The sequence below is a fragment of the Thalassospira sp. HF15 genome (genome assembly GCF_011806525.1).
GTDB lineage: Bacteria > Pseudomonadota > Alphaproteobacteria > Rhodospirillales > Thalassospiraceae > Thalassospira.
This window is the reverse complement of the sequence record NZ_JAAVKI010000005.1, coordinates 189,586-204,805: the sequence shown is the minus strand read 5'-3', so window position 1 is coordinate 204,805 and position 15,220 is coordinate 189,586. Positions and strand designations below refer to the sequence as shown.

The following is a 15,220-nucleotide window of genomic DNA, read 5'->3' as shown; positions in this document are numbered from 1 at the left end:
TTGACGTTATTCCGATTTTCCAAGCTCTGGGAAGGTGGGGTTTTACAGCTTGACAGCCCATGGGGTGCTAAGTATGTTGCCCGCGCATTTCCTTGCGACGTTTGCAGGGCTGCCAAAGCGGGGTTCACGACAATGAGCGATGATAAAGATCGCGCTTCATTAGCAGAGCTTGAAAGCAAACTGGCAGCTGTAGCAGGCAAGCGAGAAGAACTGCACAGCCCGAACCGGGCGACCGGCAAACCATCCCAAGGGATGGCGCTTGGCATGAGGATTTCGGCGGAAATGATCGCTGCGGTTCTTGTTGGCTTGCTGATCGGCTGGGCGCTGGATCGGGTGCTTGATACGACGCCTTGGCTGCTTGTTCTGTTTGTTTTTCTCGGAGCAGGCGCCGGAGGTTTGAACGCTTATCGCGTTGCCAAGGGTTTTGACAGTGCTGTCGGACTTGGTCGTGCGATGGGGAAGCGCAAGCAGGGGAACGGGGACCAATCCGAACCCTGATAATATTGAGCGAGGATTACGGTGGCTGGACCGCTAGAGCAGTTTGAAATCAAGCCCTTGGCCGAACTTTCGGTTGCCGGCATTGATATTTCCTTCACCAACTCCGCACTGTGGATGGTGATCGCAGCCGTTCTCGTAACGGGCTTCATGACGCTTTCGATGCGTCGCGGCGCGCTGGTTCCGGGCCGCTGGCAGGGATCTGCCGAGGTGATGTATGAATTCGTCGCCAATATGCTCAAGGACAACGTGGGTAGCGCTGGTCGCAAATATTTCCCGTTCGTCTTTACACTGTTTATGTTTGTTCTGTTCGGGAACCTGCTTGGCATGATCCCGCACAGCTTTACCTTTACGAGCCACATCGCTGTGACCTTTGCGATGGCTCTGGTGATCTTCCTCGGTGTGACGGTCATCGGCTTCATGCGTCATGGTACGCATTACCTTCGGATGTTCTTCCCTGAAGGTGCGCCGATTGCGACCGCGATCATTCTGATCCCGATCGAAATCATCTCCTATTTCTCTCGTCCGTTCAGCTTGGCGATCCGACTGTTTGCGAACATGACCGTCGGCCACATCATGCTGAAAGTTATCGGTGGGTTCGTTGGCCTGATTGGCATTCTCGGCGTGCTTCCGTTTGCTTTGCTGACGGGGATTACTGTTCTGGAGTTCGGCATTGCTGCGCTTCAGGCTTATGTCTACACAATTCTCACCTGCATCTATCTCCATGATGCAATCCACATGCACTGATGTGTGTGGTTTGGTGTGATCTCTTCTGATTGCCTTTAAGAAATTCGAAAGGGTGAAGTTATGGAACTCGATGCTGCTAAGATGATCGGTGCTGGCCTGGCTGCTATTGGCATGATTGGTGCCGGTATCGGTGTTGGTAACATCTGGTCGAGCCTGATTGCGACTGTTGGCCGTAACCCGGCTGCAAAAGGCGACGTTGAACTGTATGGCTGGATCGGCTTTGCTGTTACCGAAGCTATTGCACTGTTCGCACTCGTCGTTGCGCTGATCGTTCTGTTCGGCTAATCGGCGCCTTTTGCGCGAATACACGGCCCGGCGAGGCACTCCCTCGCCGGTCTCGTTGAATTCGGGAGTAGGCTATGCCGCAGTTTGATATTGCGACGTTCTCGGAACAGATTTTCTGGCTGTTCGTTATTTTCGCCATCTTGTATTTCCTGATGTCGAGAATTGCGCTGCCGAAAGTCGGTGAAGTTCTGGAACGCCGTCAAAAAACCATCGAAGACAACCTTGGCAAGGCTCGGGCGTTGAAAGACGAAACCGATGCCGCCATTGCGAAGTACGAGGCTGCCCTGGCAGAAGCTCGTGAAGCTGCTCAGGCAGACATTCGCGAAGCATCGGAAAAGGCTGCTGCAGAGCAGGCAAAGAAAACCGATGCGATGGTCAAGAAACTGTCTAAAAAGACATCTGACGCCGAAAAGGCAATTGCGGACGCAAAAGCGGATGCAATGACGGGTGTTGCAGAAGCAGCATCGGAAATTGCCCGTGAAGCAACCGACAAACTTATCGGTGTCAAGGTTCAGGCCAAAACTGCCGACAAGGCTGTTTCGGCAATCGTAGGAGAGTAAGATAATGGCAACCCAAGAGGTTACTTTCCTTACCGATCCATACACTTGGACCACGCTTTCTTTCGTGCTGGTCGTCGGTTTTGGCGGTTTCAAAGCCGTCAAAGGGATTTCTGCTGCACTCGATAAACGTGCCCAGAAGATTTCCGACGAACTGGACGAAGCACAGCGTCTTCGCGAAGAAGCACAAGAGCTTCTGGCCAATTATCAGGCCAAACAGCGTGAAGCGCTTAAGGAAGCTGACGAAATCCGCGCGCATGCCAAGGCAGAAGCTGACCGTATGCTCGAGAGCGCCCAGGCAGAGTTGAAAGCGGCCCTCAAACGCCGTGAACAACAGGCCCTGGACCGTATCTCCAACCTCGAAAGCCAAGCTATCGCCGAAGTTCGTGCACATGTTGCCGAAATCGCGGCTAAGGCCACCACGGCCCTTGTTTCTGACAAGGTTTCCGGTGCAAAGGCAGACGAGCTGGTTGATAGTGCGATCGCGGAAATCAAAGGTCGTCTGAACTGATTTTTCCGGTTTCCGGAATTTAAAAACCCCGCAGCATTGCTGCGGGGTTTTTTATTGTCTGAATGACATCGCTGCGATCAGGACAGCTTTTCGCGACCATGCGGTGCATCAAGGTCCTGCACCGGACCCATTGGGACAACACCGGACGGATTGATCGTCGGGTGGCTTTCGTAATAATGGCCCTTGATATGATCCATAAAGACCGTCTGTTTGACCCTGGGGTGCTGATACAGATCGCGCGTATAGGCCCAAAGGTTGGGATATTCATTCAGCTTGCGCAGGTTGCATTTGAAATGCCCGTGATAGACAGGATCAAAGCGCACGAGTGTGGTGAACAGGCGCCAGTCTGCCTCGGTAAGCTGGTTGCCAACAAGGTAGCGCCGCTTGGAAAGGCGTTCTTCAAGCCAGTCCAGCGCATCAAACAGCTTGGTGACGGCTTCTTCATATGCCGACTGCGTGGTGGCAAAGCCTGACTTGTACACGCCGTTATTGACGTCGTGATAAACGCGCTCGTTCACTTCATCGATTTCTGCCCGCAATGCTTCAGGGTAGAAATCTGCATCGTTTGCGCCAAGGTCATCAAACGCACTGTTAAACATGCGGATGATCTCAGCTGATTCATTGTTGACCAGCTTGTTGGCTTTCTTGTCCCAGACGACAGGCACGGTGACACGTCCGGTGTAATCGGACATTGCGTCGGTATAGACCTGATGCATGAAGTCGCGATCTTCAAGATGATCGGGAAGGCCGGCGTCGCGGTCAAATTCCCAGCCATTCTCGCCCATGTGCCAATGGACAACAGATACGCTGATCATATCTTCAAGGCCCTTCAGGGCGCGGAAAATCAGCGTACGATGCGCCCAAGGGCAGGCATAGGAGACATAAAGATGATAGCGGCCCTTTTCAGCCGGGAACTCGGCATTCTGATCGGCCGACACCCAATTGCGGAAAGCAGAATCCTGGCGTTTGAATTTTCCGCCGGTGCTTTTGGTGTCATACCATTTGTCTTGCCATTTTCCGTCGACAAGTAATCCCATGTCCGTTTCCCAGTTTCTGTTGGTCGGTTTGGGCAGTCATCCTGCCTCGGTTGGGCTTTATTCTCCTGATTTGCGCGTTGAAGACAATCCGTTGATGTGACATTAATTTGTTTCCAATCGCGCAACAGTACGCCGTGTAATGTAGCCAGGAGCCGCATAATGCTGATCGGAAATCTTGACGGCATGACCGTCTTTGCCCGTGTTGTCGAAGAACGCAGCTTTTCCGGCGCGGCCCGTAAACTCGGCATGTCAAAGTCTGCGGTCAGCAAACATGTGACCAAGCTTGAAGACAATCTTGGTATCCGGCTTTTGAACCGTACCACACGGCGGCTTAGTCTGACCGATGCTGGGTCGACCTTCTATCAGCACTGCGCGCGCGTGGTCGAAGAAATCGAAACAGCCGAACACGCGTTGACGGATTTGCGCGGAACGCCGCGCGGTACATTGCGGATTTCAGCCCCGCTGACCTTCGGGCAGATGTATCTGCCGCAACTCGTTACCGAATTCATGGAAAAATATCCTGGGCTGCATGTCGATATCCATCTGGCCGATCATATGGTTGATCTGGTTGCCGAGGGGATCGACATGGCAATCCGGATCACCCGGCTTAAGGATTCAAGCCTGATTGCCCGCAAGCTTGCCGATTTCAACGGCCACGTGGTGGCATCACCGGGCTATCTGGCCGAACATGGCGAACCCAAAACCCCGCAGGAATTGGTCGAGCACAGAACGATTTCATATACCAACATACCCAGCCCGAATATATGGGACTTCGAAGGCCCTGATGGCCAAGTCTCTGTCCGGGTCAATCCGGTGATGTCGTGCAACAATGGTGAATTCACCTCTGTTGCGGCCATTCGTGGTCTTGGTATCGCCCGCGAGCCGGAATTCATCGTCGCTGAGGCCCTCAGCGAAGGGCGGCTGGTGCGGATACTGCATGATTACGATCCGCTCAGCAGTGGCGGGATTTACGCGGTCTATCCCGAACGTCGTCACCTGCCCAGCAAGGTGCGTGTCTTTATCGATTTTCTGGTCGAAAAATTCAAAGGCGGTCTGTGCAATTTCCACAAGGATACCTGCGCCGAATATCGTAAAGGACGGGGACGTCAGCGCCCCACGCCGTGACTACTTGCTTTCCACCCGCCAGCCCAACAAACAGATCGCGCCGATCAAAAGGGCGACAAACGGGATGGGCAGAAGATTGGTGATGCCGCCAATCACGGTTTTGAAACTGTCGGTTTGAACAAAACCTGCCCAGTTGCTTCCATGCCAAACACGATCATCGGGTACATGGCGGAAATCAGGCAAGCCATCTTCAATCCGGCCGATATAACCATCATTCTCCACGACCAGTCCGGCCAAAAGGTCAGGGGTTGAATTGGTGTTCCGGGTTTCAGCTGTCAGGGCATCGCGATCCACATGAAGGCTGGTCTGGCTGCGATTATCCTGATCGCGAACCCGAACCCGGATCAGACCGCGTGTCTCAATCGGCACGGTCGCCTGCCATGATTGATCTGGCAGTTGTTCGAACGGCGCGTTGATTTGCTCACCAGTTTCCGGATTGATCACACTGGCTGCTGCGGGCGCGGCACCAATTTTGCGCCAATTGAGGATCAGGCTGTCACCATCCGGGCTGCGTTCGGTCAGAACCGTGTTTTCATCAAGGGCTGGTTCCTTCATCAGCCAGTGCGACAGGCGACGCAGTAATTCGGCAACCGGGCCGCCGCCATCATGACCGCGCTGCCACAGCCACATCTGATCGGAACTCAGCATGGCGACACGGCCTTCTTCGACGCGCTGCATGGTAAGAAGCGGCATCTCGTCAACACCGGTCAGCAGTGTCATGGCATCGGGATCGGATACACGGGTTTCGATCTGTCTGTACCAGCGGCCCCATTTGGGTGGTGTATTTGGCGATCCGGCAATAGCGGTTGTCACCGGGTGCAAACGCCCGGCCTGATTGACACGCGGGACAAAAGCTTCCTCTACGATGCGGCCGGTCGGGACAGCAGGCATCAGATCGTTGAGTGCCGTGGTTGAAAGCCCATCTGCCCCGACATATTCCGGCCCGGCGACCACAAGGGCGGCACCACCCCATTTGACGAAATCGACGACCTTTTCAAGATAGTGCGGCGGCAAAACGCCCCGCATCTGATAGCGATCAAAAATGATCAGATCAAACTGACGCAGGCGCACCTCAAATAAATCGCGGATCGGAAACGGGATCAGCGCCAGTTCATTGATCGGCGTGTCATCGCCCTTTTCAGGTGGCCGCAAAATGGTGAAATGCACAAGATCAACACCCGGATCAGCACGCAACAGGTTGCGCCAGGCCCGCTCGCCCGGATGGGGTTCGCCAGATAACAACAGAACACGCAGCCGGTCACGAACCCCGGTGGTTTCAAGGATCAGCCGGTTGTTGGTTTTGTCGGTTTCTTCATCGAGCGTATCCATGCGCAATTCGGCCAGAACCGATCCGGCATGCGGTACGGGGATGCTGACCCGGCGCTGTTCATTGGCAGGCAGGGCAATTTCGCGTTCGGTACCGTCTTCAAGCAACATCCGCACCGGGATGGCCGTGCCGCGCGAGAGCTGTGGATCAACCGCCTCGATCATGAATTCGGCATCCTTGCCGACAATGCCGTAATCGGCACTTTGGCGAATGACCAACCTGCGGTCGCGTTCATCGCGCCCGCCGCTGATCAGAACATGGAGGGGAGCTGCCAGATCAAGACGGTCGGGAATGTCGTGAACCTGCCCGTCTGTGATCATCATGACACCGCCCAGCCGTTCACGCGGCAACCCGCCCAATAAGCGGTCGAGAACCGCAAACATGCGGGTATCGGTTTCCCCCGGAACATCTTCAAAGCGCAACTCAACCGATGGGTCATCGACAAAGCGATCTTGCAGTTCAGCAATCGCCGCATCGGCTTGCGCTGCGCGATCCGCGATATTCTGACTGGCCGATCGGTCGACCAGTACCAGAACAATGTCGCTAAGCTTCTCGCTTTCCTGATCAGTAAATTGCGGTGCCAGAAGGGTAAGAAGAACCAGCACCATGACCGCAGCACGCCAGACCGTCCCGCGCAATCGAAACAGGGTAAAGAGGATGACAGCAGCCAGACACAAGACCGCCAGTCCCTGCAGGATGGTAATGTCGAGCAGCGGTGCGATCTGAAGGTTCTGCCATCCCTGGTTCATCGGCCCAACCTTTCGAGAATGGCCGGGATATGTACCTGATCGCCCTTGTAGCTGCCGGTCAGGGCATACATCACCAGATTAACGCCAAACCGATAGGCCATTTCACGTTGCCGTGGCGAGATGTCTTCACTGCGCAGATCGTCACGACCTTCTGGAAGGATCCAGGCCGATGCCCAGTCATTGCCACCAAACAGCACCGATGCAACCCCGTCCAGACGCTGGCTGGGCCGTGCATCAAGCCATAGCGGTTCGGAAAACCGGCCAAAGGCATGATCAAGCAAATAGAAACTGCGAAACAAAATGTGATCACTTGGTGCACGATCCAGAAGCGGGACTTCCAGCCCGGCCAACAGGCGCCGCAGGCGGGCTGGCTGGACTTCGCGATCCCGACTGTCAATCAGGATCATTCCACCATTATTGAGATAGCGGTTCAGACGGTCTTGCGCACGCTCGGAAAACGGTTCCTGTCCGTCGACAAGTGGCCAATAGATCAGCGGATAGAAGCTGAGCTCATCGGTTTCCGGATTGACGCCATCCACTGTGTTCAGGTCCGCGGCACTTCGCCTGCGCAGTATTTCGGTCAGGCCTGTCATACCCGCACGGCTGAGGCGATCGACCGGCGCATTTCCGGTTTCAAGATAGGCCAGACGGGGTTGCAAGGCGGCCTCGGGCAGGGTGGCAGCGCGTGATGATGAAGACAGCAGGACGGCCGCACCCATGCCTGTGATGACAACACCGAGCAAGATCGATGTCATGGCATTGCTGCGTCGGCTGCGCCGAAGAGACACATTGTTCAGCACCAGCAAAATCAGGGCATCAAACATGACCAGAATAACCGCCGCCAACAGGCAAAGTGCAGCAAGGTCGACCTGGCTCTGATCGGTGATTTCGCGTGTACGGACACCCGATGGCCAAATGACATCACGCCCGATATTTGAAAGCGACGGACCAAGGTTAAGTGCAACCGCCTGTCCATTTTCGCCGTAGATGCCCGGTGGGTGGCGTGGGTTGGGTACTGGAAGCGGAGTGCGAACGGGCAAGATCAACGCATCTGGTTGATGAGGTCGCCCAAACCCATCAAGGATTGTTTGGGCCGGAAGACTGCTTTGTAACTCGGCATCGTTGCTATTGCTGGGGCTGGCAAGTGGCAGGATTTTTTGCCACAGCTCTACAAACAGACCGGACATCGGCAGGTTCGACCAATCCGCCCATGGTGTTACATGGAACAGCACAAGCCGGCCAGCATTGCGCGGTGTGCTGGTAATCAAGGGTGTGCCATCGGTCAGGCGCGCCCATGTTTTGCTGACAATATCCGGGTCCGGTTCGGCCAGTAATTGACGGGTGACCGTGATGTCATCGGGGACCGCAATGCCATGAAACGGGCTGTTTTCGGGGAAATCCAGTAACCTTTTGGGCTTTTCCCATGACATTGATCCGCCAAAATCCCGGTTACCCAGTCTGAGCGTGACGGGCAGAAAGTCCTTGCCGATCTGTGATGAACTGTCACCAGCAAAACGGACAAGCATGCCGCCTTCATTGACCCAGCGTTCCAATGCATCAAACTGGCTGCCCAGCCCTGAAATCGGTCCGGCAGACACCAGAATATCGACTTGGCCTTCAAGCAACGTGCCCAGCGGTGCATAGGTCACGTCCGCATAGGGCGAAAGTGCGCGATCAAGGAAGAAATACTGATCGGACAACACCCCCGGACCATCGCCGGAACTGACAATGACGCCAACCCGGCGCTGTTGCCAGCGTGCGCCGGTTTGAAACACCGATGCGGCACTTTCAATCCCTTCAATGCCTACCGACTGAATGGCGTTGGAAATGTCACGGGGCAGCAGAATGGCGACATCGCTTTGATCGCTATCGGGGGTGATTTCTACCTTATGGCGCAGGATCACATTACCGCGTTCTCCGCGTGCCAGAAGGTTCACTTCGCGGGGCAGTTCATTGCGATTATGCGTAAGTGTTGCCACCATGCCTGTGCCAGAACGGTTGAGCGACCGGATGGCGATGCGATCCGTGACAGTTGGCGAAATTGTGGTGATTGGCGCGATATCAAGCAATTCGGATGCGATTTTAGACTTTCCGGGGCTGTCCATTTGCCCGGTAAGCCAAAGGATACTGCCCACTGCACGGTTCATTTCCGGCCGTTCTGAAATCAGGTCCGACAGGGCTGCGTAATCGGATGGCCAGGGTCGTGGCTGCAATCGGTCAAACAGGCGTTTGGTATCATTGGGCGATACCGGCCCGCTAATGTCGGGAAGCTTCCAGGTGCTTGCACCGGCGGCCTCTGGTGCGGTTTGCGCGACATAGACCGTCTGCAGATCAAACCGGGCCTGATTGGCGATCTGTTCGAGTGCCGTACGGTACTGTCCCCAGTTCGCCGCACTGTCCCAACCATTATCGGCAATGATCAGGATTGCGCCGTCATTGGCGGCAAAGTCACTGCGGTTCATCACCGGACGGGCTGCGGCAATGATCAGAAGTGTGAGGATCAGACAGCGCAGAATGGTTTGCCAGATCGGCGCGCGCTGAATATCGCGGCGATTGCTTTTAAGGCCACGCAGGATGCGGGCGGCCGGGAAGATGATGGTTTTCGGCGACCGTGGTGCGGACCTGATCAAAAGCCAGACAATCGGCAAGACCATCAAGCCGGTCAACATCGCAGGATAAAGGAATGTGATGGCCGACAGGCTCATGACATCTCCTGCCTGTTTTGGCGCTGCAGGTTCGGGCGGCCCCGTCCATTCGATCCGCTTTGATTTTGCCGTTCGCTCAGATGCTGATAAAGCGCAAGCAATGTCGGGCTGGCACTTTCGGATGTGACGTGGCGGTCATAGAGCCAGTCATTCTGGCGGGCAGCATCGCGGACCTGCGCCCGCCATTTCTGGGCGCGCTTTTTAAAGTCATCGGCAAGATCTTCGAACTTTTCGCTGCGAAAAATCATTTGATCGTCAGTATCAAACAGATCAATCCGCCCCTGATACGGTGGGGTGATTTCGGCAGGATCAAGAATCTGAACCAGCGCGCCGTCATTCTGATATTGCCCCAGACGCCGCACGGTTTTGCTCGACTTTTCGGTTTGATCGGAAAACTCGAGGAAGTCGCCCAGGATCAGAACCGAATGCTTGCGCCCGGGATGAATGTTTGCACCCTGATCGACAATGCTTTGCGGGCTGGCAAGCATGGCGTGGGCCAGTTTTTCCAGATGTTCTGACGATGTGATGCGGGTCCGTTCACCATCAAAGGTGCCAACGGTTTCGCCATTGCGTATCAAAAGGTCCGCCAGTGCAATGGATATGATCAGAGTGCGTTCGGCCTTTGACGGCAAGCTGTCTTTGGATGCCCAATAGGTCGACGGCGAAAGAACCGGCCATATCCAGTAATTGTGACTGGCCTGCCATTCAGTCTGGCGGATGAAGGTATGTTCGCTGCGTGCGGACCGGCGCCAGTCAATCTGATTGGTTGGATCACCGGGAACATAGGGGCGGAATTGCCAGAAATCACTCCCCGGGCCGACCTTGCGATTGCCATGCAGGCCGCTACGCAGACTGATGGCCGTTCGCCGTGACTCATCAATCAGCTGTGGCAGTCGGGCCGCAAGGGCGCGGGCGGCGGCGACATGATCATGCACAGCAGTGGTCACCAATTAGCTGTTCTCCTGCAAATGGGCCAGCGCGTCGGTAATCAGTCCCTTGGCGGTAAAGCCTTCGGCACGCGCACCATAGGTCAGGCCGAAACGATGGCGCAGAACCGGGACGGCAAGTTCTTCGATATCTTCAATCGACGGCGCGAACCGACCAAACAGCATGGCGCGTGCCCGACATGCCAGCGACAAGGCCTGTGCCGCGCGCGTCCCTGGACCCCAGGCGACGTTTTCGCGGATATCGGCAAGGGATGTGCTTTCCGGGCGGCATTCACGACACAGCGCGATGATAGTGTCGAGAACCCGATCAGGCATCGGAAGGCGCCTTACAAAGTCCTGTGCTTCCACCAGATCATCAGTTTGAAGCACCTGACGCGGGCGGGCCGGATAACGGCCTGTGGTTTCGGTCACGATCTTGCGTTCTTCATCTGCATCCGGATAGCCCAGACGCACTTCGAGCAGGAAGCGGTCAAGTTGTGCTTCGGGCAGGGGATAGGTGCCTTCCTGTTCGAGCGGGTTCTGGGTCGCCAGAACGTGGAACGGTTCTGGCAGTTTGTGACTGAAACCGGCAACCGATACTTCGCGTTCCTGCATGGCCTGCAAAAGGGCCGACTGGGTACGCGGGCTGGCACGGTTGATTTCATCGGCCAGAAGCAACTGGCAGAATACCGGGCCCTTGATAAAGCGAAACGCGCGTTTGCCGTCCGTCCCTTCTTCCAGAACTTCGGAGCCCAGAATGTCGGCAGGCATCAGATCGGGCGTGAATTGAACACGCTTGTCAAGCAGGCCAAGAACCTTGCCAAGTGTATGCGCCAGCAAAGACTTGCCAAGGCCGGGCGCACCAACCATCAGCACATGCCCACCGGATAAAATTCCGATAAGTGTTTGCTCTATGGCATCATTCTGCCCAAATATAACACTGGAAACCATTTTGCGGGCTTCGGCCAGCCGTGCGACACACTCGTCCAGGCGAGATGCATCGCGTTCCAGACTGCTTTCCTGGGAGAAACCCATTTCTTCGGGGAATTGTGGCGCGTTTGTCATGGCAGTTGACTGTGCTTCCTATGTTGCAGTGCAGGCGACGGCAGGTCGAAGAACGCAGAAGAAATCGGTAAAGTGAAACGGGAAAACGTCTGGTTCAGGATCAACTCTACAGCATGAATGAAAACCAAAAAACCGTCGATCTCGCCGAAAAATTGTGGACGCGCCTTCGCGGGCAGAAACCTGACACCGGGCGGCATCCACAAATCTGCGGCGATATCCCTATGTCTATAGGTCGTGATGGAACCTGGTTCTATCAAGGTGGGCCGATCGGTCGAATCGAACTTGTGAAGCTTTTTTCTTCCGTATTGCAGCGTGACGAGGAAGGTGGGCATTGGTTGGTGACCCCGGCCGAGATGGCCCGGATCGAGGTCGAGGACGTCGCCTTCATCGCAATCGAGATGCAAAACGAAGGCGAAGGCAAGGATCAGAATATCCGCTTTCGGACCAATATCGACCAGTGGGTGGAGCTTGATAAAGATCATCCTTTGCGTGTCGAACATGACCCGGAAACGGATGAACCATCCCCCTATGTCGGGTTGGAACGCGGTCTGGAGGCGCGCCTGAACCGGGCAGTGTTCTATCAGCTGGTCGAACTGGCAGAGGAAATTAGTGACCCTGAAAGCAACATGACTCGTATTGGTGTGTACAGTCATGGCGAGTTTTTCGAGATCGGCCGTATGGAGGCCACGGAATGACACCCGATGACATCATTGCCGCTTTGCGTGCGCCGAGCGGTGGCGTTTTACAGCGCCGTGGTGATCACGCTGTCGATTTCCCCGGTTCCCAATCCCGTGCGCGGGCGTTTGCAGACGGGGAACTGGTATCACGGCCGGCCGCCGTTCTGGTGCCATTGGTCAAACGTGATGCCGGTTTGCATGTTATCCTGACCCGGCGGACTGATCATCTGAGCGACCATGCGGGGCAAATCAGTTTCCCGGGTGGTCGACAAGAAGAGGTTGATGCCACCCTTGAAGAAACCGCCTTGCGCGAAACCGAAGAAGAAATCGGGCTTGCGCGCCGTCACATCGATCTGGTGGGGCGGATTGACGATTATTATACTGTGACCGGCTATCAGGTGACCCCAGTCATTGGTCTGGTCACACCGCCATTTGATCTTAAGCCCGATGACCATGAAGTGGCCGAAGTATTTGAAGTTCCGCTCAATTTCATTCTTGATCCACGAAACCAGAAACTGCAAACCGTGACATTCGAAGGCACCCGCCGACGGTATTTTGCGATACCGTATCGCGAATATTACATTTGGGGGGCGACCGCGGGGATGTTGGTCAACTTCTCTGAAGTCATCCGGGCCAATGCGCCATCACTTAACCGTTAATCCGAATATTAGGACAGAGCTTTATGTTGCGACAAATCATCCAGATCGGTCTTCCTCTGATCCTGCCCTTTGTGATTTACGGGCTGTGGCTGAAATGGGCGCGGGCCAAGGCCATCCGCGAAGGGCACGATATCGTGCCGCCGTGGAACAAGGGGCCGTGGCTTCTGTTGTTTGGTGCGGGTGTCGCTCTGACAGCTGCAATTCTGATTTTCACCGCACTCGGGACTGGTGCGCCGCCTGATTCCATTTATCATGCGCCGGTATTGCGCGACGGCGTGGTCGAGCCGGGCTATTTCGAACCCAAGGAATAACCACAAACCATCCGCCGCGGCCAAGGCCGGCAGGACAGGTGGCAACAAAGCAGCGATGACAGCACTCGAAGTAACCGGCAGATTGCGGCCATACGGGATCATGGTCGCCGATGATACCGCCCGCGTGTTTGATGCCATTGCGCAGCAAGGTGGCTGCGCGCGCTTTGTCGGTGGTGTGGTGCGCGATGCGTTGCTTAAACGTGATTTGGTTGATGTCGATATTGCCTGTGATCTTGCGCCCGAGAAAACTCAGGCGGCGTTGGAGAAGCAAGGTATCCGGGTGATCCCCACTGGCCTGAAGCACGGCACAGTGACGGCAATTACCGATGCCGGGGCTTATGAAATCACCACGTTGCGTGTCGATGTTCTGACCGATGGCCGCCATGCCGAGGTCGCCTTCACCGACAGCTGGCTTGAAGATGCCAAGCGCCGCGATTTTACCTTCAATGCCATTTACTGTGACCTCGATGGCACAATCTATGACCCTTTCGATGGTGAAACCGATTTGCGCGATGGGCGGGTGCGATTCATCGGGGTTGCAGAAAACCGCATCGCCGAAGATTTTTTGCGTATCTTGCGGTTTTTCCGGTTTCAGGCTTGGTTTGGCCGCCCACCGATTGATCCGATCGGGGCAGAGGCATGTCGCAAGGCAGTAAAGGGCCTTCATGACATCTCTGTCGAGCGTATCCGCGACGAGATGTTCAAATTGCTGCGATCAAATAGTCCGGCCAGCACGGTCAACGATATGATCGGTTTTGGCATTCTGCCGGCCATTCTACCCAAGCTGATCCATACTGATTGCCTGCGTATCATGCAGTGGCTTGATAGTACCGCTCTTGCCGATCCCGCAATCCATCCCGATCCGCTGCGCCGTTTGGCAGCCCTGCTCGAGACTGACGGCGATGATCAGGAAGACAACTTGGCGGCTGTCGAACGCTTTGCGCGGGACTTGCGGCTGTCGAACGAAGAAACTGACCGGTTCGTAGAAATGGTGGCGCACGCACCACTGATTGATCCAAACCTGCCGCTTGAAACAGTGCGGCGTGATCTTTACCGAATGGGGGCGTCTGCCTTTCGCGATGCCGTGCTTTTGGCGTGGAGTACACGCGGCGCTGTTCCACCCTGCTGTACGCGGGCTGAAAATGACGCATGGAAAGGCCTGCTTGAAGCCGCGACAAATTGGCAACCGGTTACATTGCCAATACAAGGACGCGATATCCTAAAAGCTGGTCTTGCGCCTGCAGGACCGCAAATCGGGGCCCTGTTAAAGCAGGCCGAGGAATACTGGATTGATCAGGATTTTAAACCTGGTCGTGACGAGTTGATGGATTATGTGGCCTGCCAATCGAAGGTGGGCGACGAGGAGACGTAATGACGACAGGCACGATAGGACATCGGATTTGCTGTTTTGGTGACAGTCTGGTCAATGGTGTGCGCGATGAGGAAAAGGGCGGTTGGCCCATGCGCCTGGGACGTCGTCTTCTGGATGAAGCTGGGCACGAGGTCACCATCTATAACCTCGGCATCCGCGCGGAAACGTCCGAAGGGCTTAAGGCCCGCTGGGAGTTTGAAGCCAAACTGCGCATGGTCGCGGAATTTCCGACGATCCTGATGTTCAGTTTCGGGGTTAATGACGCCAATCACGCCGAAGACCGTGGCGAGGAAACCACCATGAGGGTGTCACCGGCAGCATCGGCTGCCAATGCCGCCGAGATCATCGGTGCGGCATCCAAATTGGCGCCGACTCTGTGGATTGGCCCCCAGGCCGTGATTGATGGCAGCAAATCCAGTCAGGAAATCAATCAACGCCTTGAAGGCCTTAATCAGATTTATCTCGAAACTGCACGCGGATTTAATGTGCCCTACCTGGACCTGTTTGCAACGACACTCAGTGACGAGACGTGGCAACGCGCGCTGCGTCGCGGGGATGGTTATCACCCCAACAAGGCTGGTTATGACCGGGTGGCGGAACTGATCTGGGAATGGGGTGCTGTACAAAAGACCATTGGTCTCTCGTCATCGGACGACTAAAGCGCAGATAACC

The 15,220-nt window shown here is 55.5% G+C and carries 16 protein-coding genes; 11 read left to right on the top strand and 5 right to left on the bottom strand.

Going from position 1 to position 15,220, the window contains the following annotated elements; translation table 11 throughout:
- The first annotated feature begins 132 nt into the window (after positions 1-132).
- From HED22_RS19645 to HED22_RS12895, 5 genes are all read left to right on the top strand, one after another.
- Positions 133-498, top strand: coding sequence for an AtpZ/AtpI family protein (locus HED22_RS19645; protein WP_254870020.1), 366 nt, complete (start codon positions 133-135; stop codon positions 496-498).
- 21 nt (positions 499-519) lie between these two features.
- Positions 520-1,242: a F0F1 ATP synthase subunit A gene (locus HED22_RS12910; RefSeq protein WP_008889876.1), complete on the top strand. Its 723-nt coding sequence runs from the start codon at positions 520-522 to the stop codon at positions 1,240-1,242.
- A 60-nt stretch (positions 1,243-1,302) separates the two neighbouring features.
- On the top strand, positions 1,303-1,527 hold the full coding sequence (locus HED22_RS12905; protein WP_007089066.1) for an ATP synthase subunit C family protein: 225 nt from the start codon (positions 1,303-1,305) through the stop codon (positions 1,525-1,527).
- A 74-nt stretch (positions 1,528-1,601) separates the two neighbouring features.
- Positions 1,602-2,087, top strand: coding sequence for a hypothetical protein (locus HED22_RS12900; protein WP_167722822.1), 486 nt, complete (start codon positions 1,602-1,604; stop codon positions 2,085-2,087).
- A 4-nt stretch (positions 2,088-2,091) separates the two neighbouring features.
- Positions 2,092-2,595, top strand: a complete 504-nt coding sequence (locus HED22_RS12895; protein WP_167722820.1) for a F0F1 ATP synthase subunit B — start codon at positions 2,092-2,094, stop codon at positions 2,593-2,595.
- 77 nt (positions 2,596-2,672) lie between these two features.
- On the opposite strand, the gene HED22_RS12890 is transcribed toward HED22_RS12895, so the two are convergent.
- On the bottom strand, positions 2,673-3,632 hold the full coding sequence (locus tag HED22_RS12890) for a glutathione S-transferase family protein (RefSeq protein WP_167722818.1): 960 nt from the start codon (positions 3,630-3,632) through the stop codon (positions 2,673-2,675).
- 159 nt (positions 3,633-3,791) lie between these two features.
- On the opposite strand from HED22_RS12890, the gene HED22_RS12885 reads away from it, so the two are divergent.
- On the top strand, positions 3,792-4,757 hold the full coding sequence (locus HED22_RS12885) for a LysR family transcriptional regulator (RefSeq protein WP_167722816.1): 966 nt from the start codon (positions 3,792-3,794) through the stop codon (positions 4,755-4,757).
- Here HED22_RS12885 and HED22_RS12880 read toward each other — a convergent pair whose 3' ends face one another.
- From HED22_RS12880 to HED22_RS12865, 4 genes are read right to left on the bottom strand one after another with little or no spacing between them, the layout of a single operon-like run.
- Entirely contained in the window at positions 4,758-6,833 is a 2,076-nt protein-coding gene (locus HED22_RS12880) for a hypothetical protein (protein WP_167722815.1), read from the bottom strand.
- Positions 6,830-9,538, bottom strand: a complete 2,709-nt coding sequence (locus tag HED22_RS12875; RefSeq protein ID WP_167722813.1) for a DUF4159 domain-containing protein — start codon at positions 9,536-9,538, stop codon at positions 6,830-6,832. Before HED22_RS12875 ends, HED22_RS12880 begins: the two co-directional genes overlap by 4 nt.
- Positions 9,535-10,485: a DUF58 domain-containing protein gene (locus HED22_RS12870; RefSeq protein ID WP_368484501.1), complete on the bottom strand. Its 951-nt coding sequence runs from the start codon at positions 10,483-10,485 to the stop codon at positions 9,535-9,537. Before HED22_RS12870 ends, HED22_RS12875 begins: the two co-directional genes overlap by 4 nt.
- A 3-nt stretch (positions 10,486-10,488) precedes the next feature.
- The gene (locus tag HED22_RS12865; protein WP_167722809.1) at positions 10,489-11,529 is read right to left on the bottom strand and encodes a MoxR family ATPase; all 1,041 of its coding nucleotides are present in this window, start codon (positions 11,527-11,529) and stop codon (positions 10,489-10,491) included.
- A gap of 113 nt (positions 11,530-11,642) precedes the next feature.
- Here HED22_RS12865 and HED22_RS12860 point away from each other — a divergent pair, with 113 nt between their 5' ends.
- Genes HED22_RS12860 through HED22_RS12840 form a run of 5 tightly spaced genes read left to right on the top strand, consistent with a single transcriptional unit; the run spans position 11,643 to position 15,207 of the window.
- The gene (locus HED22_RS12860; protein ID WP_167722807.1) at positions 11,643-12,224 is read left to right on the top strand and encodes a DUF1285 domain-containing protein; all 582 of its coding nucleotides are present in this window, start codon (positions 11,643-11,645) and stop codon (positions 12,222-12,224) included.
- Entirely contained in the window at positions 12,221-12,865 is a 645-nt protein-coding gene (locus HED22_RS12855) for a CoA pyrophosphatase (RefSeq protein WP_167722804.1), read from the top strand. The genes HED22_RS12860 and HED22_RS12855 overlap by 4 nt, the downstream gene beginning before the upstream one ends.
- 23 nt (positions 12,866-12,888) lie before the next feature.
- Positions 12,889-13,176 (top strand): hypothetical protein, encoded by a 288-nt coding sequence (locus HED22_RS12850; protein ID WP_167722802.1) that lies wholly within the window; start codon positions 12,889-12,891, stop codon positions 13,174-13,176.
- A gap of 55 nt (positions 13,177-13,231) precedes the next feature.
- On the top strand, positions 13,232-14,548 hold the full coding sequence (locus HED22_RS12845; protein ID WP_167722800.1) for a CCA tRNA nucleotidyltransferase: 1,317 nt from the start codon (positions 13,232-13,234) through the stop codon (positions 14,546-14,548).
- Positions 14,548-15,207, top strand: a complete 660-nt coding sequence (locus HED22_RS12840) for a GDSL-type esterase/lipase family protein (RefSeq protein WP_167722798.1) — start codon at positions 14,548-14,550, stop codon at positions 15,205-15,207. Before HED22_RS12845 ends, HED22_RS12840 begins: the two co-directional genes overlap by 1 nt.
- Positions 15,208-15,220: the final 13 nt, after the last annotated feature.

Coding starts and splice junctions, on each gene's coding strand:
- HED22_RS19645 (WP_254870020.1), top strand. CDS start 133: ATGAGCGATGATAAAGATCGCGCTTCATTAGCAGAGCTTGAAAGCAAA.
- HED22_RS12905 (WP_007089066.1), top strand. CDS start 1,303: ATGGAACTCGATGCTGCTAAGATGATCGGTGCTGGCCTGGCTGCTATT.
- HED22_RS12900 (WP_167722822.1), top strand. CDS start 1,602: ATGCCGCAGTTTGATATTGCGACGTTCTCGGAACAGATTTTCTGGCTG.
- HED22_RS12895 (WP_167722820.1), top strand. CDS start 2,092: ATGGCAACCCAAGAGGTTACTTTCCTTACCGATCCATACACTTGGACC.
- HED22_RS12890 (WP_167722818.1), bottom strand. CDS start 3,632: ATGGGATTACTTGTCGACGGAAAATGGCAAGACAAATGGTATGACACC.
- HED22_RS12885 (WP_167722816.1), top strand. CDS start 3,792: ATGCTGATCGGAAATCTTGACGGCATGACCGTCTTTGCCCGTGTTGTC.
- HED22_RS12880 (WP_167722815.1), bottom strand. CDS start 6,833: ATGAACCAGGGATGGCAGAACCTTCAGATCGCACCGCTGCTCGACATT.
- HED22_RS12875 (WP_167722813.1), bottom strand. CDS start 9,538: ATGAGCCTGTCGGCCATCACATTCCTTTATCCTGCGATGTTGACCGGC.
- HED22_RS12865 (WP_167722809.1), bottom strand. CDS start 11,529: ATGACAAACGCGCCACAATTCCCCGAAGAAATGGGTTTCTCCCAGGAA.
- HED22_RS12860 (WP_167722807.1), top strand. CDS start 11,643: ATGAATGAAAACCAAAAAACCGTCGATCTCGCCGAAAAATTGTGGACG.
- HED22_RS12855 (WP_167722804.1), top strand. CDS start 12,221: ATGACACCCGATGACATCATTGCCGCTTTGCGTGCGCCGAGCGGTGGC.
- HED22_RS12850 (WP_167722802.1), top strand. CDS start 12,889: ATGTTGCGACAAATCATCCAGATCGGTCTTCCTCTGATCCTGCCCTTT.
- HED22_RS12845 (WP_167722800.1), top strand. CDS start 13,232: ATGACAGCACTCGAAGTAACCGGCAGATTGCGGCCATACGGGATCATG.
- HED22_RS12840 (WP_167722798.1), top strand. CDS start 14,548: ATGACGACAGGCACGATAGGACATCGGATTTGCTGTTTTGGTGACAGT.